The sequence below is a fragment of the Escherichia sp. KS167_9B genome, assembly GCF_030295215.1.
Taxonomy (GTDB): domain Bacteria; phylum Pseudomonadota; class Gammaproteobacteria; order Enterobacterales; family Enterobacteriaceae; genus Escherichia; species Escherichia coli_F.
On sequence record NZ_AP025754.1, the window covers coordinates 5300010 to 5322206 of the forward strand.

The 22197-nt window shown below is 53.7% G+C and carries 25 protein-coding genes and 1 pseudogene; 24 read left to right on the forward strand and 2 right to left on the reverse strand.

Translation table 11 applies throughout. From position 1 onward, the window contains the following. The first annotated feature begins 34 nt into the window (after positions 1-34). The 3 genes from QUE34_RS26295 to QUE34_RS26305 are packed head-to-tail and all read left to right on the forward strand — an operon-like array spanning position 35 to position 1172. Positions 35-568, forward strand: a complete 534-nt coding sequence (locus QUE34_RS26295) for a lysozyme (protein ID WP_105268855.1) — start codon at positions 35-37, stop codon at positions 566-568. After that, positions 565-1032, forward strand: coding sequence for a lysis protein (locus QUE34_RS26300; RefSeq protein ID WP_089551336.1), 468 nt, complete (start codon positions 565-567; stop codon positions 1030-1032). The genes QUE34_RS26295 and QUE34_RS26300 overlap by 4 nt, the downstream gene beginning before the upstream one ends. Continuing rightward, on the forward strand, positions 1020-1172 hold the full coding sequence (locus tag QUE34_RS26305) for a hypothetical protein (RefSeq protein WP_089551337.1): 153 nt from the start codon (positions 1020-1022) through the stop codon (positions 1170-1172). Before QUE34_RS26300 ends, QUE34_RS26305 begins: the two co-directional genes overlap by 13 nt. Before the next feature lie 130 nt (positions 1173-1302). Here the strand turns inward: QUE34_RS26305 and QUE34_RS26310 are convergent, their stop codons facing one another. After that, positions 1303-1494: a Kazal-type serine protease inhibitor family protein gene (locus tag QUE34_RS26310; protein ID WP_286338904.1), complete on the reverse strand. Its 192-nt coding sequence runs from the start codon at positions 1492-1494 to the stop codon at positions 1303-1305. Between the two features lie 381 nt (positions 1495-1875). On the opposite strand from QUE34_RS26310, the gene QUE34_RS26315 reads away from it, so the two are divergent. From QUE34_RS26315 to QUE34_RS28705, 20 genes and pseudogenes are all read left to right on the forward strand, one after another. Further along, entirely contained in the window at positions 1876-2367 is a 492-nt protein-coding gene (locus QUE34_RS26315) for a DUF1441 family protein (protein ID WP_000349509.1), read from the forward strand. After that, positions 2367-4469, forward strand: coding sequence for a phage terminase large subunit family protein (locus QUE34_RS26320; protein WP_000934130.1), 2103 nt, complete (start codon positions 2367-2369; stop codon positions 4467-4469). The genes QUE34_RS26315 and QUE34_RS26320 overlap by 1 nt, the downstream gene beginning before the upstream one ends. After that, complete coding sequence (locus tag QUE34_RS26325; protein ID WP_001072975.1) at positions 4466-4678, forward strand: DUF6148 family protein; 213 nt, start codon at positions 4466-4468, stop codon at positions 4676-4678. Before QUE34_RS26320 ends, QUE34_RS26325 begins: the two co-directional genes overlap by 4 nt. Then, complete coding sequence (locus QUE34_RS26330; RefSeq protein WP_000985953.1) at positions 4678-6186, forward strand: phage portal protein; 1509 nt, start codon at positions 4678-4680, stop codon at positions 6184-6186. The genes QUE34_RS26325 and QUE34_RS26330 overlap by 1 nt, the downstream gene beginning before the upstream one ends. After that, entirely contained in the window at positions 6131-8158 is a 2028-nt protein-coding gene (locus tag QUE34_RS26335) for a ClpP-like prohead protease/major capsid protein fusion protein (protein WP_021538845.1), read from the forward strand. Before QUE34_RS26330 ends, QUE34_RS26335 begins: the two co-directional genes overlap by 56 nt. Before the next feature lie 86 nt (positions 8159-8244). Continuing rightward, positions 8245-8568 (forward strand): DUF2190 family protein, encoded by a 324-nt coding sequence (locus QUE34_RS26340; RefSeq protein WP_123059894.1) that lies wholly within the window; start codon positions 8245-8247, stop codon positions 8566-8568. After that, positions 8561-8836 carry a DNA breaking-rejoining protein gene (locus tag QUE34_RS26345; RefSeq protein ID WP_105268818.1) on the forward strand — a complete coding sequence of 92 codons (276 nt, stop codon included), beginning with the start codon at positions 8561-8563 and terminating at the stop codon, positions 8834-8836. Before QUE34_RS26340 ends, QUE34_RS26345 begins: the two co-directional genes overlap by 8 nt. A gap of 11 nt (positions 8837-8847) precedes the next feature. Further along, complete coding sequence (locus tag QUE34_RS26350; RefSeq protein WP_000677106.1) at positions 8848-9426, forward strand: phage tail protein; 579 nt, start codon at positions 8848-8850, stop codon at positions 9424-9426. Next, on the forward strand, positions 9423-9824 hold the full coding sequence (locus QUE34_RS26355; RefSeq protein ID WP_001079419.1) for a phage minor tail U family protein: 402 nt from the start codon (positions 9423-9425) through the stop codon (positions 9822-9824). Before QUE34_RS26350 ends, QUE34_RS26355 begins: the two co-directional genes overlap by 4 nt. Positions 9825-9834: 10 nt before the next feature. Then, positions 9835-10578 (forward strand): phage tail protein, encoded by a 744-nt coding sequence (locus QUE34_RS26360; RefSeq protein ID WP_000211128.1) that lies wholly within the window; start codon positions 9835-9837, stop codon positions 10576-10578. A 60-nt stretch (positions 10579-10638) separates the two neighbouring features. Beyond that, a complete protein-coding gene (gpG, locus tag QUE34_RS26365; RefSeq protein WP_001298500.1) occupies positions 10639-11025 on the forward strand; it encodes a phage tail assembly chaperone G in 387 nt (128 codons plus the stop codon). 8 nt (positions 11026-11033) lie between these two features. Then, positions 11034-11363, forward strand: coding sequence for a phage tail assembly protein T (locus QUE34_RS26370; RefSeq protein ID WP_001161009.1), 330 nt, complete (start codon positions 11034-11036; stop codon positions 11361-11363). Next, positions 11335-14391 carry a phage tail tape measure protein gene (locus tag QUE34_RS26375; protein ID WP_105268831.1) on the forward strand — a complete coding sequence of 1019 codons (3057 nt, stop codon included), beginning with the start codon at positions 11335-11337 and terminating at the stop codon, positions 14389-14391. Before QUE34_RS26370 ends, QUE34_RS26375 begins: the two co-directional genes overlap by 29 nt. Next, complete coding sequence (locus QUE34_RS26380; protein ID WP_000447248.1) at positions 14391-14720, forward strand: phage tail protein; 330 nt, start codon at positions 14391-14393, stop codon at positions 14718-14720. Before QUE34_RS26375 ends, QUE34_RS26380 begins: the two co-directional genes overlap by 1 nt. A gap of 9 nt (positions 14721-14729) precedes the next feature. Further along, positions 14730-15428, forward strand: coding sequence for a phage minor tail protein L (locus QUE34_RS26385; RefSeq protein WP_105268830.1), 699 nt, complete (start codon positions 14730-14732; stop codon positions 15426-15428). Positions 15429-15433: 5 nt separating this feature from the next. Continuing rightward, the gene (locus QUE34_RS26390) at positions 15434-16177 is read left to right on the forward strand and encodes a C40 family peptidase (RefSeq protein WP_105268829.1); all 744 of its coding nucleotides are present in this window, start codon (positions 15434-15436) and stop codon (positions 16175-16177) included. Continuing rightward, positions 16075-16722: a tail assembly protein gene (locus QUE34_RS26395; RefSeq protein WP_105268828.1), complete on the forward strand. Its 648-nt coding sequence runs from the start codon at positions 16075-16077 to the stop codon at positions 16720-16722. Before QUE34_RS26390 ends, QUE34_RS26395 begins: the two co-directional genes overlap by 103 nt. Before the next feature lie 60 nt (positions 16723-16782). Further along, the gene (gene gpJ / locus QUE34_RS26400; protein WP_105282964.1) at positions 16783-20196 is read left to right on the forward strand and encodes a phage attachment tail tip protein J; all 3414 of its coding nucleotides are present in this window, start codon (positions 16783-16785) and stop codon (positions 20194-20196) included. Positions 20197-20265: 69 nt separating this feature from the next. Beyond that, positions 20266-20865 (forward strand): Ail/Lom family outer membrane beta-barrel protein, encoded by a 600-nt coding sequence (locus QUE34_RS26405; RefSeq protein WP_105268862.1) that lies wholly within the window; start codon positions 20266-20268, stop codon positions 20863-20865. Between the two features lie 64 nt (positions 20866-20929). Continuing rightward, positions 20930-21296: pseudogene (locus QUE34_RS28705) on the forward strand (prophage tail fiber N-terminal domain-containing protein); the annotation flags it as partial. Here the strand turns inward: QUE34_RS28705 and QUE34_RS28710 are convergent. Beyond that, positions 21295-21546, reverse strand: coding sequence for a hypothetical protein (locus QUE34_RS28710; RefSeq protein WP_096211417.1), 252 nt, complete (start codon positions 21544-21546; stop codon positions 21295-21297). The pseudogene QUE34_RS28705 and the gene QUE34_RS28710 overlap by 2 nt on opposite strands. 182 nt (positions 21547-21728) lie before the next feature. On the opposite strand from QUE34_RS28710, the gene QUE34_RS28715 reads away from it, so the two are divergent. Further along, entirely contained in the window at positions 21729-22058 is a 330-nt protein-coding gene (locus tag QUE34_RS28715; protein ID WP_445236456.1) for a phage tail protein, read from the forward strand. Positions 22059-22197 lie beyond the last annotated feature (139 nt).

Below are 22197 nucleotides of genomic sequence, written 5' to 3' on the forward strand. Positions count from 1 at the left end.
GAGATTAGAAGCTGATAAATCCTGATAAATATCCATGAATGCTAAAATCAAATACGGCCTGTCAGCAGCCGTTCTGGCGCTGATTGCTGCAGGAGCGTCTGCTCCTCAAATACTTGACCAGTTTCTTGACGAAAAAGAAGGTAACCACACAACGGCATACCGTGATGGCTCCGGAATATGGACCATCTGTCGGGGGGCAACAATGGTTGATGGTAAACCTGTTATTCCAGGCATGAAACTGACGAAGGAAAAATGCGCCCAGGTTAACGCCATTGAGCGTGATAAGGCGCTGGCATGGGTGGAACGCAATATTAAAGTGCCACTGACAGAACCACAAAAAGCGGGGATCGCGTCATTTTGTCCCTATAACATTGGCCCCGGTAAGTGTTTTCCGTCGACGTTTTATAAGCGGCTGAATGCCGGTGATCGTAAGGGCGCATGCGAGGCGATTCGCTGGTGGATAAAAGATGGTGGGCGCGATTGCCGCATACGTTCAAATAACTGCTATGGACAGGTTATTCGTCGTGACCAGGAAAGCGCATTAGCCTGTTGGGGGATAGATCAGTGAGCAGAGTCGCCGCGATTATTTATGCTCTGGTTATCTGCATCATCGTCTGCCTGTCGTGGGCGGTCAATCATTACCGTGATAACGCCATCGCCTACAAAGAACAGCGTGATAAAAAAGTCAGTGAGCTGAAGCAGGCAACCGCCACCATTATTGACATGCAGCAGCGCCAGCGTGCTGCTGATGCACTCGATGCTAAATACACGAAGGAGTTAGCTGATGCGAAAGCTGAAAATGATGCTCTTCGGCGCAAGCTTGATAATGGTGGTCGGGTGTTCGTCAAAGGAAAATGCCCTGTGCCATCCTCAGCCGAAACCTCCAGCGCCTCCGGCATGGGCAATGATGCCACCGTCGAACTCTCTCCAGTTGCTGGACGAAACGTTCTCGGTATCCGGGACGGAATCATCAGCGACCAGACAGCACTGAGAACGCTTCAGGAATACATCAGGACGCAATGCCTTCGATGATAGCGATAATTTTACTCATCATCCTTCACATCTGGCTCTGTAGAAAGGGTGGTGATTACTTCTGGAGTGAATCCAGATTAAACATCTCATTGCTGATGCTTGAGGTTAAACATCTGGCGCGCGGTAAGGGGCTGCGTTGAGATAAGAGCCAGTTCATTACAAAGCCTATCTACGGATGGGCTTGATAATGGTTTGTTAACCTCGCTTATCACGAACGGCATTACCGCAGGCATTCACTGAGTGCCTGCGATAATACTTTTGATAGTCAGATTACAGGATAAAAATTAGATCGAAGTAATAACCTCCTTCCATTGTGATTTTTCCTTCACGGTATAACTCGCAAAGAGAATCGAAAGTTTCTTCATGATTATCGTTCTCAGGGAACCATGCTGGCTGGAAAGCAACTTTTCCTTTTTCATTCATTACTTTTAACATATAAGGGATAACATCTTGTTTTTTCATAAAAACCTCTTATTTTGATTGAAAAGTTTTACGTGGCATTTAGAGTACTTGAAGTCACTTCTCATCTTTAACGCCCTCCGCAAATACATCGAAAATAATATTCACTTTGTGATTTGTAGTTACCTTGGAAAGGTACATGACTAACGAGAATTACTTCATCATTGACGGGTCCTCCCGGTGGGGTGGCCTGCCACGGGGCGGGAGCGTCGCGGAAAAAGGCTAGTTTTTGCATTTTTATCGGCCACCATCATCTTTGCATCTTATTGATTATTAATGGTTGTTTGTTTTTTGTATGTCGAATTGAGTGTTTTTTGTTCGACATCGAACGCGTTTTCTTAAAGTTGTTCGCACGATGCATGTTTAAAGCTCTCCGGAGGAAATATGGATCATGAGTTGAAAAACCTGGTGCTGAATATTAATCAACTGGCGGCTTTATCTGGTCTGCACCGCCAGACTGTCGTGGCAAGACTGAAAAACATTCGTCCCGCTGGTGGACATGACAAACTCAAGCTATACCGGTTGACCGATATTCTGACTGAATTTATGGGGTTACCACCGCCGGTTGCTGAGGGCGAAATGGATCCACATGAGCGCAAAGCCTGGTATCAGTCTGAACGTGAGCGTCTTAAGTTCGAACAGGAAACAGCACAACTCATTCCGGCCAGTGATGTCAGACGGGAGTTTGCCATCTGGGCAAAAGCGGTCGTGCAGGTGCTGGAGACATTACCGGATATTCTGGAACGCGACTGCGGTCTGCAGCCTGCCGCTGTGAGCCGTGTTCAGTCCATTATTGATGATCTGCGCGATCAGATAGCCCTGCGGGTGACCGAAGCAGGTGCGGATGATGAGGAGGAATTACAGCAGGAGGAGTAATGCTGAATCAGGAAACCGCAAAGGCAGCACGAACCGATTCAGGTTATATCCTTCGCGCACCGAGACGAATGCGGGTTGCTGATGCCGTTGCTCAGTATATGCGGGTGCCCATGGGGGCCGGGAACTCAGTCCCGTGGGATCCGCTGGTCGCACCGTATGTTATTGAGCCGATGAACTGCCTGGCCTCGCGTGAATACGACGCAGTGATATTTGTTGGTCCGGCACGAACCGGCAAGACTATCGGCCTGATTGACGGCTGGGTGATTTACAACGTGATTTGCGATCCTGCGGATATGCTGATCATTCAGATGACGGAGGAAAAAGCCCGCGAACACTCCAAAAAACGACTTGCCAGAACGTTTCGCGTCAGCCCGGAAGTGGTCAGTCGCCTGAGTCCGAACAAAAATGACAACAACGTTTATGACAGAACATTCCTTGCTGGCAACTACCTGAAAATCGGCTGGCCATCAGTCAATATCATGTCCTCATCAGATTATAAATGCGTCGCGCTGACGGATTATGACCGTTTTCCGGAAGATATTGATGGCGAGGGGGATGCCTTCTCTCTTGCCTCAAAACGTACCACCACATTTATGTCCAGTGGTATGACGCTGGTGGAGAGTTCCCCCGGCAGGGATGTGAAGGATGTGAAATGGCGACGGACTTCACCGCATGAGGCTCCGCCAACCACGGGGATACTGTCGCTCTATAACCGTGGCGATCGCCGTCGCTGGTACTGGCCCTGTCCACACTGTGGTGAGTATTTTCAGCCCTGCGGCGATGTGGTTGCTGGTTTCCGTGATATTGCCGATCCCGTGCTGGCAAGTGAGGCGGCTTATATTCAGTGTCCTTCCTGTTCAGGACGGATTATGCCTGAACAAAAACGTGAGCTGAACGGACGTGGGGTCTGGTTGCGGGATGGTGAATCCATCAATGCGGATGGCAGTCGTTATGGTGATCCCCGACGTTCACGTATTGCGTCATTCTGGATGGAGGGTCCGGCAGCTGCTTACCAGACACTCTCGCAACTCGTTTACAAACTGCTTACTGCAGAACAGGAATACGAGACAACCGGAAGTGAAGAAACACTCAAGACGGTTATCAATACCGACTGGGGATTACCTTATCTTCCCCGCGCCAGCATGGAGCAACGAAAAAGTGAACTGCTTGAGCAGCGGGCAGAGCCAGTTCCTTCCCGCAGTGTGCCGGATGGCGTTAATTTCCTTGTGGCGACAGTGGATGTGCAGGCGGGACGTCATCGCCGTTTTGTGGTTCAGGTAACGGGCTATGGCAGCCGTGGTGAACGCTGGATTATTGATCGTTACAACATCACGCAGTCATTGCGCGGTGACAGCGACGGGGAGAGCCAGCGAATTGATCCGGCCAGCTATCCGGAAGACTGGGATGTCCTGCTGACGGATGTTTTTCATAAAAGCTGGCCGCTGGCCTCCGATCCTTCTCAACAAATGCGACTGATGGCAATGGCGGTGGACTCCGGCGGTGAAGACGGGGTCACTGATAATGCCTATAAATTCTGGCGTCGTTGCCGTCGTGATGGCCTTGGTAAACGTATTTACCTGTTTAAGGGCGACAGCATCCGGCGCGCAAAACTGATCACCCGTACATTCCCTGATAACACCGGACGAACGGGCCGACGGGCGCAGGCCGCAGGTGATGTGCCGCTCTGGCTTCTTCAGACGGATGCCCTGAAAGACCGGGTGAATAACGCGTTATGGCGTGACTCGCCAGGTCCCGGCTATGTGCATTTCCCTGACTGGCTGGGGAGCTGGTTTTACGACGAACTGACGTATGAAGAGCGGAGCAGTGACGGGAAATGGAGTAAGCCGGGTCGCGGTGCCAACGAAGCTTTTGACCTGATGGTGTATGCCGAGGCTCTGGTCATTCTGCATGGATACGAAAAGATCCGCTGGCCGGATGCACCGGAGTGGGCGAGCCGGGAAACCTGGCTGGAGTGTGTCCCGGACAGTACCGAACCGTCACCCTCACCGGAACCGGTATCCACGCCTGTTAAAAAACAAAAACGGAAGAAAACAGTAACTGACGATGTTAACCCCTGGCTGACTTCCGGAGGATGGTTATGAACCAGAATGATATCGAAGCCATGATTCAGCGTTATACGGAAGCTGAAATGGCGGTGCTGGACGGAAAATCCGTCACCTTTAATGGTCAGCAGATGACCATGGAAAACTTATCTGAGATCCGGCAGGGACGGCAGGAGTGGGAGCGCCGCCTTGCGGCTCTGATTACACGACGACGGGGGCATCCCGGGTACCGGCTGGCGAGGTTCTGATGGCAATTCTTGATGATGTGATTGGCGTTTTTTCACCAGGATGGAAAGCGGCAAGGCTGCGTTCCCGTGCGGTGATCCAGGCTTATGAGGCCGTAAAAACGACGCGGACACACAAAGCCCGGCGGGAAAACCGAACTGCCGACCAGTTAAGCCAGTACGGGGCCGTGTCGTTACGTGAGCAGGCCCGTTACCTTGATAACAACCACGATCTGGTTATTGGTGTATTTGACAAGCTGGAAGAACGGGTGGTGGGGAAAAACGGGATTATTGTCGAGCCACATCCGGTATTACGCAATGGGGCCATTGCCCGTGATCTGGCAGCGGAGATACGCACCCGATGGAGTGAATGGTCTGTCAGTCCGGAAGTCACCGGGCAGTTTACCCGTCCGATGCTGGAACGTCTGATGCTGCGTACCTGGCTGCGCGATGGTGAGGTGTTTGCCCAGATGGTTTCCGGGCGCATAAACAGCCTGACGCCTTCTGCCGGTGTTCATTTCTGGCTGGAGGCGCTCGAGCCGGACTTTATTCCCATGACCAGTGATGAGAGCAACAGGCTGAATCAGGGCGTGTTTGTTGATGACTGGGGGCGTCCCGAAAAATATCTGGTGTATAAAAGCCGTCCCGTATCCGGGCGGCAGATGGAAACCAAAGAAGTGGATGCAGAGCGAATGCTGCATCTTAAATTTGTTCGCCGTCTGCACCAGATGCGCGGGACGTCTTTGTTGTCCGGTGTGCTGATCCGCCTCAGTGCCCTGAAAGAGTATGAAGATTCTGAGCTGACTGCAGCAAGGATCGCCGCTGCTCTGGGGATGTACATCCGCAAAGGCGACGGGCAGAGCTATGAACCGGATGGTAATGGCAGCAAGGAGAATGAACGCGAGCTTACCATTCAGCCAGGCATTATTTACGACGATCTGAAACCCGGCGAAGAAATCGGAATGGTGAAGTCGGATCGTCCCAATCCTAACCTTGAAACTTTTCGTAATGGTCAGTTGCGTGCCGTGGCGGCGGGCAGTCGTCTGAGTTTTTCCAGTACGGCACGCAACTATAACGGCACTTACAGCGCCCAGCGTCAGGAACTGGTTGAGTCTACTGATGGCTACCTGATCCTGCAGGACTGGTTTATTGGTGCCGTCACCCGCCCGATGTATCGTGCCTGGCTGAAACAGGCTGTGGCATCCGGTGTTATCAGGCTACCCCGCGATCTTGACCGTTCTTCACTGTATACCGCGGTGTATTCCGGACCAGTGATGCCGTGGATTGACCCTGTTAAGGAGGCTGAGGCCTGGAAAATCCAGATTCGTGGTGGAGCGGCGACAGAATCAGACTGGGTACGTGCTGGTGGTCGTAATCCGGATGATGTCAAACGTCGGCGCAAGGCCGAAATTGATGAAAACCGCAAGCTGGATCTGGTATTTGATACTGATCCGGCCAGTGATAAAGGAGGCAGCAGTGCCGCAACGAAACGACAGGAGCCGCAGCACACCGACGACCAGTCCGAAGAATAATTCCTGGTTCAGGATGCAGGCTGGTCACCAGAGTGACGCGGATATTTATATTTATGACGAGATTGGTTTCTGGGGTGTTACAGCGAAGCAGTTTATCAGTGATCTGAATGCACTGGGCGATATCACCCACATTAATCTCCATATTAATTCACCGGGTGGCGATGTCTTTGAAGGCATCGCCATTTTTAATGCGCTGAAAACACATGGTGCGTCCATTACCGTTTATGTCGACGGTGTGGCGGCGTCAATGGCGTCGGTCATTGCGATGGTGGGAAACCCGGTCATTATGCCGGAAAACACCTTCATGATGATTCATAAACCATTTGGCTTTACGGGCGGTGATGCGGAAGACATGCGCACCTATGCCGACCTGCTCGATAAGGTTGAGGCGGTTCTGTTACCCGCTTATGCACAGAAAACCGGGAAAACCACCGATGAAATTGCTGCCATGCTGGCGGATGAGACCTGGATGTCCGGTGCCGAATGTCTGGCACATGGATTTGCTGATCAGGTAACGCCAGCCGTTAAGGCAATGGCATGTATTCAGTCAAAACGTACAGAGGAATTTAAAAAGATGCCGGAATCCATTCGAAACATGATTACTCCGCCACGCAACAGTGCTCCACGCGTACAGGATAATGAACCTGTAGCCTCCCGGACGCCAGTGCAGGCAGCAGCACCCGTGGTGGATGAAAACAGTATCCGTGCGCAGGTACTGGCAGAGCAAAAAGCGCGTGTAAACGGTATTAATGATTTGTTTGCCATGTTTGGCGGGCGTTATCAGACGCTGCAGGCTCAGTGTCTTGCCGATCCTGAATGTTCGCTGGAGCAGGCCCGCGAAAAGCTGTTGAACGAGATGGGGCGCGAGTCCACGCCATCCAATAAAAATACCCCGGCTCATATTTATGCCGGTAACGGTAATTTTGTGGGGGACGGGATCCGCCAGGCGCTGATGGCGCGTGCCGGATTTGAAAAAACCGAACGTGATAATGTCTACAACGGGATGACCCTGCGTGAATATGCTCGTATGTCACTGACTGAACGGGGGATTGGGGTTTCCAGTTATAACCCGATGCAGATGGTCGGTGCGGCGTTCACACACAGTACGTCTGACTTCGGTAATATTCTGCTGGATGTTGCGAACAAAGCCATTCTGCAGGGCTGGGAAGATGCCCCTGAAACCTATGAACAGTGGACGCGGAAAGGTCAGTTGTCTGATTTTAAAATTGCCCATCGTGTGGGTATGGGGGGCTTCAGTGCTCTGCGTCAGGTGCGTGAAGGGGCGGAATATAAATACGTCACCACCGGAGATAAACAGGCCACTATTGCACTGGCGACCTATGGCGAGCTGTTCAGTATCACCCGTCAGGCCATTATCAATGATGATCTGAATATGCTGACCGATGTCCCGATGAAACTGGGTCGTGCGGCGAAATCCACTATTGCCGATCTGGTTTATGCCATTCTGACGTCTAACCCGAAAATATCCACAGATAATGTAAGTCTGTTCGATAAAGCGAAACATGCAAACGTACTGGAGAGCGCTGCAATGGACGTGGCATCGCTGGATAAAGCCCGCCAGTTGATGCGTGTTCAGAAAGAGGGGGAGCGTCATCTGAATATTCGTCCTGCGTTCGTACTGGTACCGACGGCGATGGAGTCTGTTGCTAACCAGGTCATTCGCTCCTCAAGTGTCAAGGGGGCTGACATTAACGCCGGTATTATTAACCCGGTGAAAGATTTTGCGACCGTTATTGCAGAGCCTCGTCTTGATGATAACAGCCAGACCACTTTCTACCTGGCTGCGTCCAAAGGCTCCGATACGATTGAAGTGGCTTATCTCAACGGTGTGGATACGCCATATATTGATCAGATGGAGGGCTTCAGTGTGGATGGCGTGACAACGAAAGTGCGTATTGACGCCGGTGTCGCGCCAGTTGATCACCGCGGTCTGGTGAAATGTACGGCGTAAACGTCGCAGACAACAACTCTGATGGCCCGTAAGGGCTTTTTTTGTACCTGAAATCAGCCCCTGAACGGGGCTGTGCGGAGACAGTTATGGCAAAGAATTTTGTAGAAGAAGGAAAAACGGTGGCGATTGTTGCCAGTGCAGCCATCAGCAGCGGAGATCTGGTGCAGGTGGGCGATGTTTTTGCGGTGACGCTGACCGATATTCCACAGGGTGAAACAGGCGACGGCCTGACCGAAGGTGTGTTTATGCTGCCTAAGCTGAAAACGGATGACATGAAAACGGGTAAGAAGGTTTATCTGAAGTCCGGAAAAGTTCAGCTGACTAACAGCGGCTCTGATCCGCTGGTCGGGGTTGTCTGGGCAGATGCTGGAACCAGTGCAGAAGAAGTGCCGGTAAAACTCAATGTCTGATCCCTTTTCCCGGCTGGCAGCGCGTATGGATGCTATCACGGTCAGAAAGATGGGAAAGACAGCCTCGATTAATGATGTCGATATGACTGTGATCCTGGGAGAAACACTGGCAGAGCTGAATGCTCTGTCCGGACCTGCGGTCTCTCTGGTGGTGTTTTCTTCGGGATATCGCCCACGGCGCGGGGATCGCGTTGTTTATGACGAACAACAATGGACGGTCACACGGCATGAACGCTTTAACGGTAAGCCAATGATCTTTATTGAGTAAAGAGGTGTGGGATGAAGGGGCTTGAGAATGCCATCCGCAATCTGAACAGCCTTGATACCCGTATGGTACCACAGGCCAGCGCATGGGCGATAAACCGTGTGGCACAGAAAGCGGTCTCGGTTGCCACCCGGCAGGTTGCCGGGAATACCGTTGCGGGAGATAACCAGGTGAAAGGGATCCCCCTGAAACTGGTACGTCAGCGTGTCCGGGTGTTTAAAGCCAGTCCGTCAGGAAAAATGACGGCCAGGATCCGCGTTAACCGGGGCAATCTGCCCGCCATTAAGCTGGGGACAGCCCGGGTCAGACTGGCCCGGCGTGGTGGAAAACTGCAGTACCGTGGCAGTGTGCTGAAGGTGGGTAAATATCTTTTCCGGGATGCGTTTATTCAGCAACTGGCGAATGGTCGCTGGCATGTGATGCGGCGTATTGATGGCAAAAATCGTTACCCCATTGATGTGGTGAAAATCCCGCTGTCCGGACCGCTGACACAGGCATTTGAAGATGCCCGCGACCGCATCATTGCTGCGGAAATGCCGAAACAGCTGGGGTATGCACTGAAACAACAACTGAGGTTATGGCTGACCCGATGAACCGACATACACAAATCCGCCAGGTCGTACTGGCACGCCTTCGGGAACAGTGTGGAGACAGCGCCACGTTTTTTGACGGGCTTCCGGCATTTGTTGATGCGCAGGAACTGCCTGCCGTGGCGGTGTGGCTGAGTGATGCTCAGTACACCGGAAAAATGACGGATGAAGATGACTGGCAGGCTGTTCTGCATATTGCTGTCTTCATCCGGGCACAGGCACCGGATTCAGAGCTGGATATGTGGATGGAGAGCACCATTTTCCCGGCCCTGAATGATGTACCGGCACTTTCCGGACTCATCGACACCCTGATCCCACTCGGTTTTAACTATCAACGTGATAATGAGATGGCCACCTGGGCGATGGCGGAAATCACGTACCAGATCACGTACACGAATTAAGGAGGTGGCAATGACCACACCAAATCCACTGGCAAAGACGAAAGGTGCGGGGACGACGTTCTGGATGTATACCGGCAACGGCGACGCATTTGCGAACCCTTTGTCAGACACTGACTGGCTGCGTCTTGCGATGGTGAAGGATCTGCAACCTGGCGAAATGACCGCTGATGCAGAAGATGATACTTATCTCGATGATGAAGATGCAGACTGGAAAACGACAACCCAGGGGCAGAAATCAGTCGGTGATACTTCGGCGACGCTGGCCTGGCGTCCGGGTGACAGCGGGCAGAAAAAACTGGTTCAGTTGTTCGACTCCGGTGAAGTCTGCGCGTTTCGTATCAAATATCCCAACGGTACTGTTGATGTTTTCCGTGGCTGGCTGAGTTCACTGGGTAAAACCATTGCCTCAAAAGACGTGATGACCCGCACTGTGAAAATCAGCGGTGTGGGGCGTCCGTATCTGGCAGAGGAAGGCACTGAAACAGTGAGCGTTACCGGGCTGACGGTGGCACCGGCATCTGCCAGTGTAAAAGTGGGAGCAACCACCACGCTGACCTTTACAGTAAAACCTGACGGAGCCAGTGACAAAGCGATCAGTGTGCATTCGTCAGATCCACAGACTGCCACGGTGACCCTGAACGGGCTTGTGGCCACGGTGAAAGGCGTGAAGCAGGGCAGTGTCAGCATTGTGGGCATGACCGCTGACGGGAATTTTGTGGCTGTGGCTGCGGTGACTGTCAGCGCTGCAGGTTAACAGGACGATACTCATCATTTGCCCCGGTTATCCGGGGCTTTTTTGCAGGTGGAGAACATGATGTTTCTGAAACAGGGCACGTTTAATTATGAAAAACAGTCCGTGGTGCTCAGTGAGCTGTCCGGGCTGCAGAGAATTGAATATCTGGCGTTTGTTCAGCAGCGAACGGCAAAGTTTGATGCCGGTGAGGGAGAACTGCCGGAGGCTGAACGACAGATTGCTTTTCTGCGGATGGGGATGGATATCAATGCCTGGCTGGTTTCCCGCTCACTGTGGAATGCGGATCAGTCTAAGGATGTAGAGACGCTTTGCGCATCCGTTATTACAACATGGTCGTATGATGCCCTGGGTGCGGGGGCGGAGATGGTTCTGTCGCTGAGCGGTATGGGGGCCATTGATAATGCCGGGGATGATGAGCATGAGGCGCTGACGCCGGAAAAGTCCTGACGCGGGAAATGCAGTTTGTCATGCGGCTTGCCCGGGAGTTCCGGCGGGCAGACTGGCGGCGGATGCTGTCGGAAATGTCGGCCACTGAGCTTGGTGAGTGGGGCGATTATTTCCGGATGCAGAGCTTCAGTGATGTGTGGATGGATGCGCAGTTTGCCTCGCTGAAGGCATTGATCGTGAGAATGGTGTCCGGCAGCAGTGATGCTGCGGTGGCTGATTTCAGCCTTTTACCGGAAGAGAACGGGATACCGGAGCGAACGGACGAAGAACTGATGCATCTTGGGGAAGGTATTTCCGGAGGTGTGCGTTATGGACCAGATAGCCAACCTGGTCATTGATTTGGGGATTGATGCGGCAGAGTTTAAAAATGAAATCCCCCGTATCAAAAACCTTCTGAATGGTGCAGCCAGCGATGCAGAACGGTCTTCTGCCCGTATGCAGCGTTTTATGGAGCGTCAGACTCAGGCCGCCCGGCAGACAACGCAGGCGGCGTCTTCGGCTGCAACAGCCGCATCCGTCCATGCGCAGACGGTGGAGAAGAACGCACAGGCTCATGAACGCATGGCCCGCGAGGTGGAGAAAACCCGCCAGCGCATGGAGGCGCTGAGCCAGAAAATGCGCGAGGAACAGGCGCAGGCCATGGCTCTGGCGGAGGCTCAGGATAAAGCGGCTGCTGCGTTTTATCGTCAGATTGACAGTGTGAAACAGGCCAGTGCGGGTCTGCAGGAATTACAGCGTATTCAGCAGCAGATCCGACAGGCCAGAAACAGTGGCGGGATTGGTCAGCAGGATTATCTGGCGCTGATTTCTGAGGTTACGGCGAAAACCCGTGTTCTTACACAGGCTGAGGAAGAGGCTACCCGACAGAAAGTGGCGTTTATCCGTCAGCTTAAAGAGCAGGCAACCCGCCAGAATCTTTCTTCTTCTGAGTTGCTTCGTGCTAAGGCTGCCCAGCTGGGGGTAAGCAGTGCTGCAGAAGTGTATATCCGCAAAATGGAGCAGGCAGGAAAAGCCACGCATTCGCTGGGGCTGAAAAGTGCAGCGGCCCGCCAGGAGATAGGCGTTCTGATAGGTGAACTGGCCCGCGGCAATTTAGGTGCGCTGAGGGGATCCGGGATAACGCTGGCTAACCGTGCCGGGTGGATAGACACACTGATGTCACCGAAAGGCATGATGCTTGGCGGGGTTATTAGCGGTATTGCCGCGGCTGTCTATGGTCTGGGTAAAGCCTGGTATGACGGTCAGAAGGAGGGGGAAGAATTTAACCGCCAGCTGTCGCTGACGGGGCATTATGCCGGAGTCACTGCCGGGCAGCTGTGGACGCTCAGTCGTGCTATTTCCGGGAATGGTATCACGCAACATGCTGCAGCCGGTGCGCTGGCTCAGGTGGTGGGTAGTGGTGCATTTCGTGGAAACGATATCGGTATGGTGGCGAGAGCTGCCGCACAGATGGAGCGATCGGTTGGCCAGTCGGTCAGCGATACCATAAATCAGTTTAAGCGGCTGAAGGATGATCCTGTAAATGCCGCGAAGGCTCTGGACAATGAGCTGCATTTTCTTACTGCCACTCAGCTTGAGCAGATACGCGTCCTTGGGGAGCAGGGACGGTCCAGTGATGCTGCACGGATAGCCATGTCTGCACTGGCAGAGGAAACCGGTCGGCGTACTGCGGATATTGATAATAACCTCAATGCGCTTGGTAGTACGCTGAAGTATCTGTCTGATTTATGGAGTCGTTTCTGGGATGCGGCCATGAATATTGGTCGTGAAGACTCGCTGGATGAACAGATTGTCACTTTACAGGAGAAAGTGTCGCGGGCGAAAAGACTCCCCTGGACGGCATCATCTTCTCAGGTTGAATACGATCAGCAGCGTCTTAACGATCTTCAGGAGAAAAAACGCCAGAAGGATTTGCAGGATGCAAAAGAGCAGGCAGAGCGGAATTATCAGGAGCAACAGAAACGACGTAATGCTGAAAATGCTGCACTGAACCGGATGAATGAAACGGAAGCAGCACGACATCAGCGTGAAATTGCGCGTATTAATGCCATGCAGTACGCCGACCAGGCTGTCAGGGATGCGGCGATACAACGTGAAAATGAACGTTACGAGAAAGCCCTGGCATCCGGTAAGAAAAAAACACGCGAAACCCGTAATGATGAGGCCACCCGGTTATTGCTGCAGTACAGTCAGCAACAGGCACAGGTGGAAGGGCAGATTGCTGCTGCAAGACAGTCAGCAGGCATTGCCACTGAAAAGATGACAGAAGCGCATAAACAGCTTCTGGCTCTGCAGCAGCGCATCAGCGACCTGGACGGGAAAAAACTGACGGCAGATGAAAAGAGTGTGCTGGCCCGTAAAGATGAACTGATTCAGGCACTGACGCTGCTGGATGTAAAACAGCAGGAGCTTCAGAAACAGACGGCACTCAACGAGCTGAAGAAAAAAACAATTCAGCTGACCAGTCAACTGGCTGAAGAAGAGCGCGCTCAGCGTCAGCAACATGACCTGGATATCGCCACGGTGGGTATGGGTGATCAGCAGAGGCAGCGATATCAGGTACAACTGAGTCTTCGCCAGAAATACCAGCAACAGCTGGAGCAGTTGAGGCGGGATAGTGAGCAGAAAGGGACATATAACACGGATGACTACAGAAAGGCCGAGCAGGCGCTGACGGAGAGCCTGAACCGACAACTGAATGAGAATCGCCGTTATTGGCAACAGCTTGAAATTGCTCAGGGTGACTGGAAAAACGGAGTCCTGCGTGCACTCCAGAATGTCACTGAGAAAGCGGATAACACAGCCGGGACAGTGGAACAGTTGTTCACGTCTGCGTTCAGTAGCATGAGTGACTGGCTGGCGACATTCTGTACTACAGGCAAACTCAATTTCAAATCCTTCACCTCTTCTGTGCTGTCAGATATGTCCAGAATCATGGCTCAGATAGCTTTAATGAAAGCGGTAAAAGGCATTGCTTCCGCGCTGCCTTTTGATTTTGTAGCCAATGCTGATGGCGGTGTTTATCAGTCGGCTGATTTGAGTCGCTACAGTGGCACGGTGGTTAACCGTCCGACGTTTTTTGCTTTTGCAAAAGGCGCGGGTGTGATGGGGGAAGCTGGACCTGAAGCCATTCTGCCACTGCGTCGTGGTGCTGACGGTAAGCTGGGGGTTGTGGCGGATATTGGTGGTTCAGGTATGGCGATGTTTGCCCCGCAGTACAACATCGAGATCAATAACGATGGCACGAACGGGCAGATAGGTCCGGCTGCCCTGAAGGTGGTTTATGACCTTGGGAAAAAAGCGGCAGCGGACTTTATGCAACAGCAGGCCCGTGATGGTGGTCGGTTAAGTGGAGCATATCGGTAATGGAGACGTTTCACTGGAAAGTGCGCCCGGATATGAATGTGGTATCAGAGCCGAAAGTGGTGACAGTGAAGCTGGGCGATGGTTATGAACAGCGTCGTGCGGCGGGACTGAATAACCAGTTGTCGATTTACAGCGTGACGATACGTGTTCGTAAATGTGAACACCCATCTTTAAAAGCCTTTCTGGAACGGCACGGTGGCGTCCGCGCATTTCAGTGGACGCCACCTTATGACTGGAAACCGATTAGGGTGGTTTGTCGTAAATGGTCGGCAAGCGTGGGGGCGCTGTGGGTAACCATAACGGCAGATTTTGAACAGGTCGTGGCATAGGAGGCTCTGGTGCAGGATATTCCACAGGAAACACATCATGAGACGACACGCCTCAGTCAGTCAGCCCAGGTGGTGCTTTGGGAAATTGATCTGACAGAGGTCGGTGGTGAACGTTATTTTTTCTGTAATGAGCAGAACGAAAAAGGTGAGCCGGTTACCTGGCAGGGGCGTCAGTATCAGGCATACCCCATTCAGGGGACGGGATTTGAACTGAACGGCAAGGGCAGTGCTGCCCGTCCGACACTGACGGTTTCTAACCTGCACGGCATGGTCACCGGGATGGCGGAAGACCTGCAGAGTCTGGTCCGTGGAACGGTGGTCAGGCGTAAGGTTTACGCCCGTTTTCTGGATGCGGTGAACTTCGTCAACGGAAACAGCGAAGCCGATCCGGAGCAGGAGGTGATCAGCCGCTGGCGCATCGAGCAGTGCAGCGAACTGAGCGCGGTCAGTGCCTCTTTTGTACTGTCCACACCGACGGAAACGGATGGTGCCGTTTTTCCGGGGCGCATCATGCTGGCTAATACCTGCACCTGGACCTATCGCGGTGATGAGTGCGGTTATAACGGTCCGGCGGTCGCGGATGAATATGACCAGCCGACGTCCGATATCACTAAGGATAAATGCAGCAAATGCCTGAGTGGCTGTAAGTTTCGCAATAATGTCGGCAACTTTGGCGGCTTCCTTTCCATTAACAAACTTTCGCAGTAAATCCCATGACACAGACAGAATCAGCGATTCTGGCGCACGCCCGGCGATGTGCGCCAGCGGAGTCGTGCGGCTTCGTGGTGAGAACGCCGGAAGGGGAAAGATATTTTCCCTGCGTGAATATCTCCGGTGAGCCGGAGGATTATTTCCGGATGTCGCCGGAGGACTGGCTGCGGGCAGAAATGCAGGGTGAGATTGTGGCGCTGGTGCACAGCCACCCCGGTGGTCTGCCCTGGCTGAGTGAGGCCGACCGGCGACTGCAGGTGCAGAGTGATTTGCCGTGGTGGCTGGTCTGCCGGGGGGCGATTCATAAGTTCCGCTGTGTGCCGCATCTCACCGGGCGGCGCTTTGAGCACGGGGTGACGGACTGTTACACGCTGTTCCGGGACGCTTACCATCTGGCGGGGATTGAGATGCCGGATTTTCATCGCGAGGATGACTGGTGGCGTAACGGTCAGAATCTCTATCTGGATAATCTGGAGGCCACAGGGCTGTATCAGGTGCCGTTGTCAGCGGCGCAGCCGGGCGATGTGCTGCTGTGCTGTTTTGGTTCATCGGTGCCGAATCATGCCGCCATTTACTGCGGCGACGGCGAGCTGTTGCACCATATTCCTGAACAACTGAGCAAACGAGAGAGGTATACCGACAAATGGCAGCGACGCACACACTCCCTCTGGCGTCACCGGGCATGGCACGCATCTGCCTTTACGGGGATTTACAACGATTTGGCCGCCGCATCGACCTTCGTGTGAAAACGGGGGCCGAAGCCATCCGGGCGCTGGCCACGCAGCTTCCGTCGTTTCGCCAGAAACTGAATGAGGGCTGGTATCAGGTGCGCATTGCCGGGCGTGATGCAGGTGAAACCGAATTATCTGCCCGTCTTAATGAGCCGCTGGAAAATGGTGCCGTGATCCATATCGTGCCGCGTCTGGCGGGAGCTAAAAGTGGCGGTGTATTTCAGGTGGTGCTGGGGGCGGCGTTGATTGCGGTGGCATGGTGGAACCCTGTGGGCTGGCTGGGTGCCGCGGCTGTATCGGGCATGTATGCGGCAGGGGCCAGTATGATCCTGGGCGGTGTGGCGCAGATGCTGGCACCGAAAGCCAGGACGTCCACGGCAGCCAGTACAGATAACGGCAAACAGAACACCTATTTCTCCTCACTGGATAACATGGTTGCTCAGGGCAATGTTTTGCCTGTTCTGTACGGTGAAATGCGTGTGGGTTCGCGGGTGGTTTCTCAGGAGATCAGCACGGCAGACGAAGGGGACGGTGGTCAGGTTGTGGTGATTGGTCGCTGATGCAAAATGTTTTATGTGAAACCGCCTCCGGGCGGTTTTGTCGTTTATGGAGCATGACGAATGGGTAAAGGCAGCAGTAAGGGGCATACCCCGCGCGAAGCGAAGGATAATCTCAAATCAACGCAGTTGCTGAGTGTGATTGATGCCATCAGTGAAGGGCCGATTGAAGGTCCGGTGGATGGATTAAAAAGCGTGCTGCTGAACAGTACGCCGGTGCTGGACACTGAGGGGAATACCAACATCTCCGGTGTCACGGTGGTGTTCCGGGCAGGTGAGCAGGAGCAGACTCCGCCGGAGGGATTTGAATCCTCTGGCTCCGAGACGGTGCTGGGTACGGAAGTGAAATATGACACGCCGATCACCCGGACCATCACGTCTGCAAATATCGACCGTCTGCGCTTTACCTTCGGTGTGCAGGCACTGGTGGAAACCACCTCAAAGGGGGACAGGAATCCGTCGGAAGTCCGCCTGCTGGTTCAGATACAACGTAACGGTGGCTGGGTGACGGAAAAAGACATCACCATTAAGGGCAAAACCACCTCGCAGTATCTGGCCTCGGTGGTGGTGGATAACCTGCCTCCGCGCCCGTTCAATATCCGGATGCGCAGGATGACACCGGACAGCACCACAGACCAGCTGCAGAACAAAACGCTCTGGTCGTCATACACCGAAATCATCGATGTGAAACAGTGCTACCCGAACACGGCACTGGTCGGCGTGCAGGTGGACTCGGAACAGTTCGGCAGCCAGCAGGTGAGCCGTAATTATCATCTTCGCGGGCGCATTCTGCAGGTGCCGTCGAACTATAACCCGCAGACGCGGCAATACAGCGGTATCTGGGACGGAACGTTTAAGCCAGCATACAGCAACAACATGGCCTGGTGTCTGTGGGATATGCTGACCCATCCCCGCTACGGCATGGGGAAGCGTCTCGGTGCGGCGGATGTGGACAAATGGGCGCTGTATGTCATCGGCCAGAATTGCGACCAGTCGGTGCCGGATGGCTTTGGTGGCACGGAGCCTCGCATCACCTGTAATGCTTACCTGACCACACAGCGCAAGGCGTGGGATGTGCTCAGTGATTTCTGCTCGGCGATGCGCTGTATGCCGGTATGGAACGGGCAGACGCTGACGTTCGTGCAGGACCGACCGTCGGATAAGGTGTGGACCTATAACCGCAGTAATGTGGTGATGCCGGATGATGGCGCGCCGTTCCGCTACAGCTTCAGCGCCCTGAAGGACCGCCATAATGCCGTTGAAGTGAACTGGATTGACCCGAATAACGGCTGGGAGACGGCGACAGAGCTTGTGGAGGACACGCAGGCCATTGCCCGTTACGGTCGTAACGTCACGAAGATGGATGCCTTTGGCTGTGCCAGCCGGGGGCAGGCACACCGCGCCGGGCTGTGGCTGATTAAAACGGAGCTGCTGGAAACGCAGACCGTGGACTTCAGCGTGGGCGCAGAAGGGCTTCGCCATGTACCGGGCGATGTCATTGAAATCTGCGATGATGACTATGCGGGTATCAGCATCGGCGGGCGCGTGCTGGCGGTGAACAGCCAGACGCGGACACTGACGCTCGACCGTGAAATCATGCTGCCATCCTCCGGAACCACGCTGATAAGCCTGGTTGACGGAAATGGCAATCCGGTCAGCGTGGAGGTCCAGTCCGTCACCGACGGCGTGAAGGTGAAAGTGAGCCGGGTTCCTGACGGCGTTGCTGAATACAGCGTGTGGGGGCTGAAGCTGCCGACGCTGCGCCAGCGCCTGTTCCGCTGTGTGAGTATCCGTGAGAACGACGACGGCACGTATGCCATCACTGCCGTGCAGCATGTACCGGAGAAGGAAGCCATCGTGGATAACGGGGCGCACTTTGACGGCGACCAGAGCGGAACGGTGAACGGTGTCACGCCGCCAGCAGTTCAGCACCTGACCGCAGAAGTCACCGCAGACAGCGGGGAATATCAGGTGCTGGCGCGCTGGGACACGCCGAAGGTGGTGAAGGGCGTGAGCTTCCTGCTTCGCCTGACCGTGGCTGCGGATGATGGCAGTGAACGGCTGGTCAGCACGGCCCGGACGACGGAAACTACATACCGCTTCAGGCAACTGGCGCTGGGAAATTACAGGCTGACAGTCCGGGCGGCAAATGCCTGGGGGCAGCAGGGCGATCCGGCATCGGTATCGTTCCGGATTGCCGCACCGGCAGCGCCGTCGCGGATTGAGCTGACGCCGGGCTATTTTCAGATAACCGCCACGCCCCATCTTGCCGTTTATGATCCGACGGTACAGTTTGAGTTCTGGTTCTCGGAAAAGCGGATTGCGGATATCAGGCAGGTTGAAACCACAGCCCGCTATCTTGGCACGGCGCTGTACTGGATAGCTGCCAGTATCAATATTAAGCCGGGCCATGATTATTATTTTTACGTTCGCAGTGTGAACACCGTTGGCAAATCGGCATTCGTGGAGGCTGTCGGTCGGGCGAGCGATGATGCGGAAGGTTACCTGGATTTTTTCAAAGGCCAGATAACTGAATCCCATCTCGGCAAGGAGCTGCTGGAAAAAGTCGACCTGACGGAGGATAACGCCAGCAGACTGGATCAGTTTTCGAAAGAGTGGAAAGACGCCAACGATAAATGGAATGCCATGTGGGGCGTCAAAATTGAGCAGACCGAAGACGGCAGGCATTATGTCGCGGGGCTTGGCCTCAGCATGGAGGATACGGAGGAAGGTAAACTGAGCCAGTTCCTGGTTGCCGCTAACCGTATCGCGTTTATTGACCCGGCAAACGGGAATGAAACGCCGATGTTTGTGGCGCAGGGCAACCAGATATTCATGAACGAAGTGTTCCTGAAGTATCTGACGGCTCCCACCATTACCAGCGGCGGCAATCCTCCGGTATTTTCCCTGACACCGGACGGGCGGCTGACGGCGAAAAATGCCGATATCAGCGGTAACGTGAATGCGAACTCCGGGACGCTCAACAACGTCACGGTAAATGAAAACTGTACGATTAAGGGTATGCTGGAGGCGAACCAGGTCAGAGGTGACTTCGTTAAAACTGTCTCCAAATCATTCCCGAAACAGGCTGGTACGTGGGGTAACACGGAAACACCAAACGGGACGGTTACAGTCACCATCAGTGATGATCATAACTTTGACCGTCAAATCATTATTCCGCCCATTATCTTTAACGGAATAGCGTATAGCGATCCGGGAAGTGGTAATAACCCGGGAGGTACAAGATACACGGGTTATGGTTTTGAAGTTCGCAAAAACGGTGTATTAATCGCATCCAGAGAAACTAAAGGGGCCATTCCCGGTAGCTACAGTGCGGTTATTGATATGCCGAGTGGCAGGGGAAGTGTCACTCTGGAGTTTAAGGTTTTCCATAAAGGCAATCAGTGGGCAGGTAATATCACCGACTGTACGGTGATTGTGACCAAAAAAGCCGCTTCCGGCATCAGTATTCGTTGAAATTGTTATAACCCATATAAGGGCACCAGAAATGGTGCCTTTTTTATTGCAGAATAGCGAGAGGTAATTATGCGTAAAGTTTGTGCAGCAATTTTGTCCGCAGCCATTTGTCTGGCCGTATCCGGTGCGCCTGCATGGGCGTCTGAACATCAGTCCACGCTGAGCGCGGGGTATCTTCATGCCTCGACCAACGTTCCCGGCAGCGATGATCTGAACGGGATTAACGTGAAATACCGTTATGAGTTTACGGATACGCTGGGGATGGTGACGTCATTCAGCTATGCAGGAGACAAGAATCGCCAGCTGACCCGTTACAGCGATACCCGCTGGCATGAAGATTCCGTGCGTAACCGCTGGTTCAGCGTGATGGCGGGGCCGTCTGTGCGCGTGAATGAATGGTTCAGTGCTTATGCGATGGCGGGTGTGGCTTACAGCCGTGTTTCGACGTTCTCCGGGGATTATCTCCGCGTAACTGACAACAAGGGGAAAACGCACGATGTGCTGACCGGAAGTGATGGCGGTCGCCACAGCAACACGTCTCTGGCGTGGGGGGCTGGCGTGCAGTTTAACCCGACCGAATCCGTGGCCATTGACCTTGCTTATGAAGGTTCCGGCAGTGGCGACTGGCGCACTGACGGTTTCATCGTGGGTGTCGGTTATAAATTCTGATTAGCCAGGTAACACAGTGTTATGACAGCCCGCCGGTTCAGGCGGGCTTTTTTGTGGAGTGGATATGGCAGCAGTAAAAATCTCAGGTGTGCTGAAAGATGGTGCGGGAAAACCAATACAGAACTGCACTATTCAACTGAAGGCAAAGCGTAACAGCACCACGGTACTGGTGAACACGGTGGCCTCTGAAAATCCGGATGAAGCCGGGCGTTACAGCATGGATGTTGAGTATGGCCAGTACAGCGTCATCCTGCTGGTTGAAGGTTTTCCGCCTTCACATGCCGGGACCATTACCGTCTATGAAGGCTCCAGACCAGGTACGCTGAATGATTTTCTCGGTGCCATGACGGAAGATGATGTCATGCCGGAGGCATTGCGTCGTTTTGAGGCAATGGTGGAAGAAGCGGCACGCAACGCTGAAGCCGCCTCTCAGAGCGCAGCGGCGGCAAAGAAATCCGAAACTGCAGCGGCATCATCGAAGAACGCGGCGAAAACCTCAGAAACGAATGCAGCTAACAGCGCACAGGCGGCAGCGGCCTCGCAGACTGCATCGGCAAATTCCGCGACAGCAGCTAAAAAATCAGAAACCAACGCGAAAAATAGCGAAACAGCCGCAAAGACGAGCGAAACCAATGCAAAGTCCAGCCAGACGGCAGCGAAAACCAGCGAAACGAATGCCAAAGCCAGTGAAACTGCGGCGAAAAACAGCCAGGCTGCAGCAGCTGAAAGTGAGAGCGCGGCAGCCGGTTCTGCGACTTCAGCAGCCGGATCAGCAACTGCTGCGGCTAACAGCCAGAAAGCCGCGAAGACGAGTGAAACTAACGCAAAGTCCAGCCAGACGGCAGCGAAGACCAGCGAAACGAATGCTAAAGCCAGCGAAACTGCGGCGAAAAACAGTCAGGATGCAGCAGCCGAAAGCGAGAGTGCCGCAGCTGGTTCTGCAAGTGCGGCGGCTTCTTCTGCCACTGCATCAGCCAACAGTCAAAAAGCTGCAAAAACCAGTGAAACCAACGCAAAGGCGAGCGAGACTGCGGCTGCTAACTCGGCGAAAGCATCCGCTGCAAGCCAGACGGCTGCAAAAGCAAGTGAAGACGCAGCCAGGGAGTACGCAAGCCAGGCAGCAGAGCCGTATAAATATGTCTTACAGCCGCTTCCTGATGTGTGGATACCGTTTAACGATTCACTGGATATGATTACGGGCTTTTCGCCATCATATAAAAAGATTGTTATTGGTGATGATGAAATAACAATGCCTGGCGACAAGATTGTAAAGTTTAAACGCGCATCAAAAGCAACTTACATTAATAAATCTGGTGTGCTGACAGAGGCTGC

Excerpts from the sequence above, each read along its gene's own strand:
- QUE34_RS26380 (WP_000447248.1), top strand. The coding sequence starts at position 14,391 with ATGGAGACGTTTCACTGGAAAGTGCGCCCGGATATGAATGTGGTATCA.
- QUE34_RS26340 (WP_123059894.1), top strand. The coding sequence starts at position 8,245 with ATGGCAAAGAATTTTGTAGAAGAAGGAAAAACGGTGGCGATTGTTGCC.
- QUE34_RS26295 (WP_105268855.1), top strand. The coding sequence starts at position 35 with ATGAATGCTAAAATCAAATACGGCCTGTCAGCAGCCGTTCTGGCGCTG.
- QUE34_RS26395 (WP_105268828.1), top strand. The coding sequence starts at position 16,075 with ATGGCAGCGACGCACACACTCCCTCTGGCGTCACCGGGCATGGCACGC.
- gpG (WP_001298500.1), top strand. The coding sequence starts at position 10,639 with ATGTTTCTGAAACAGGGCACGTTTAATTATGAAAAACAGTCCGTGGTG.
- QUE34_RS28715 (WP_445236456.1), top strand. The coding sequence starts at position 21,729 with ATGCTAAAGCCAGCGAAACTGCGGCGAAAAACAGTCAGGATGCAGCAG.
- QUE34_RS26375 (WP_105268831.1), top strand. The coding sequence starts at position 11,335 with ATGGACCAGATAGCCAACCTGGTCATTGATTTGGGGATTGATGCGGCA.
- gpJ (WP_105282964.1), top strand. The coding sequence starts at position 16,783 with ATGGGTAAAGGCAGCAGTAAGGGGCATACCCCGCGCGAAGCGAAGGAT.
- QUE34_RS26310 (WP_286338904.1), bottom strand. The coding sequence starts at position 1,494 with ATGAAAAAACAAGATGTTATCCCTTATATGTTAAAAGTAATGAATGAA.
- QUE34_RS26315 (WP_000349509.1), top strand. The coding sequence starts at position 1,876 with ATGGATCATGAGTTGAAAAACCTGGTGCTGAATATTAATCAACTGGCG.
- QUE34_RS26345 (WP_105268818.1), top strand. The coding sequence starts at position 8,561 with ATGTCTGATCCCTTTTCCCGGCTGGCAGCGCGTATGGATGCTATCACG.
- QUE34_RS26325 (WP_001072975.1), top strand. The coding sequence starts at position 4,466 with ATGAACCAGAATGATATCGAAGCCATGATTCAGCGTTATACGGAAGCT.
- QUE34_RS26320 (WP_000934130.1), top strand. The coding sequence starts at position 2,367 with ATGCTGAATCAGGAAACCGCAAAGGCAGCACGAACCGATTCAGGTTAT.
- QUE34_RS26360 (WP_000211128.1), top strand. The coding sequence starts at position 9,835 with ATGACCACACCAAATCCACTGGCAAAGACGAAAGGTGCGGGGACGACG.
- QUE34_RS26305 (WP_089551337.1), top strand. The coding sequence starts at position 1,020 with ATGCCTTCGATGATAGCGATAATTTTACTCATCATCCTTCACATCTGG.
- QUE34_RS26390 (WP_105268829.1), top strand. The coding sequence starts at position 15,434 with ATGACACAGACAGAATCAGCGATTCTGGCGCACGCCCGGCGATGTGCG.
- QUE34_RS26370 (WP_001161009.1), top strand. The coding sequence starts at position 11,034 with ATGCAGTTTGTCATGCGGCTTGCCCGGGAGTTCCGGCGGGCAGACTGG.
- QUE34_RS26330 (WP_000985953.1), top strand. The coding sequence starts at position 4,678 with ATGGCAATTCTTGATGATGTGATTGGCGTTTTTTCACCAGGATGGAAA.
- QUE34_RS26355 (WP_001079419.1), top strand. The coding sequence starts at position 9,423 with ATGAACCGACATACACAAATCCGCCAGGTCGTACTGGCACGCCTTCGG.
- QUE34_RS26405 (WP_105268862.1), top strand. The coding sequence starts at position 20,266 with ATGCGTAAAGTTTGTGCAGCAATTTTGTCCGCAGCCATTTGTCTGGCC.
- QUE34_RS26350 (WP_000677106.1), top strand. The coding sequence starts at position 8,848 with ATGAAGGGGCTTGAGAATGCCATCCGCAATCTGAACAGCCTTGATACC.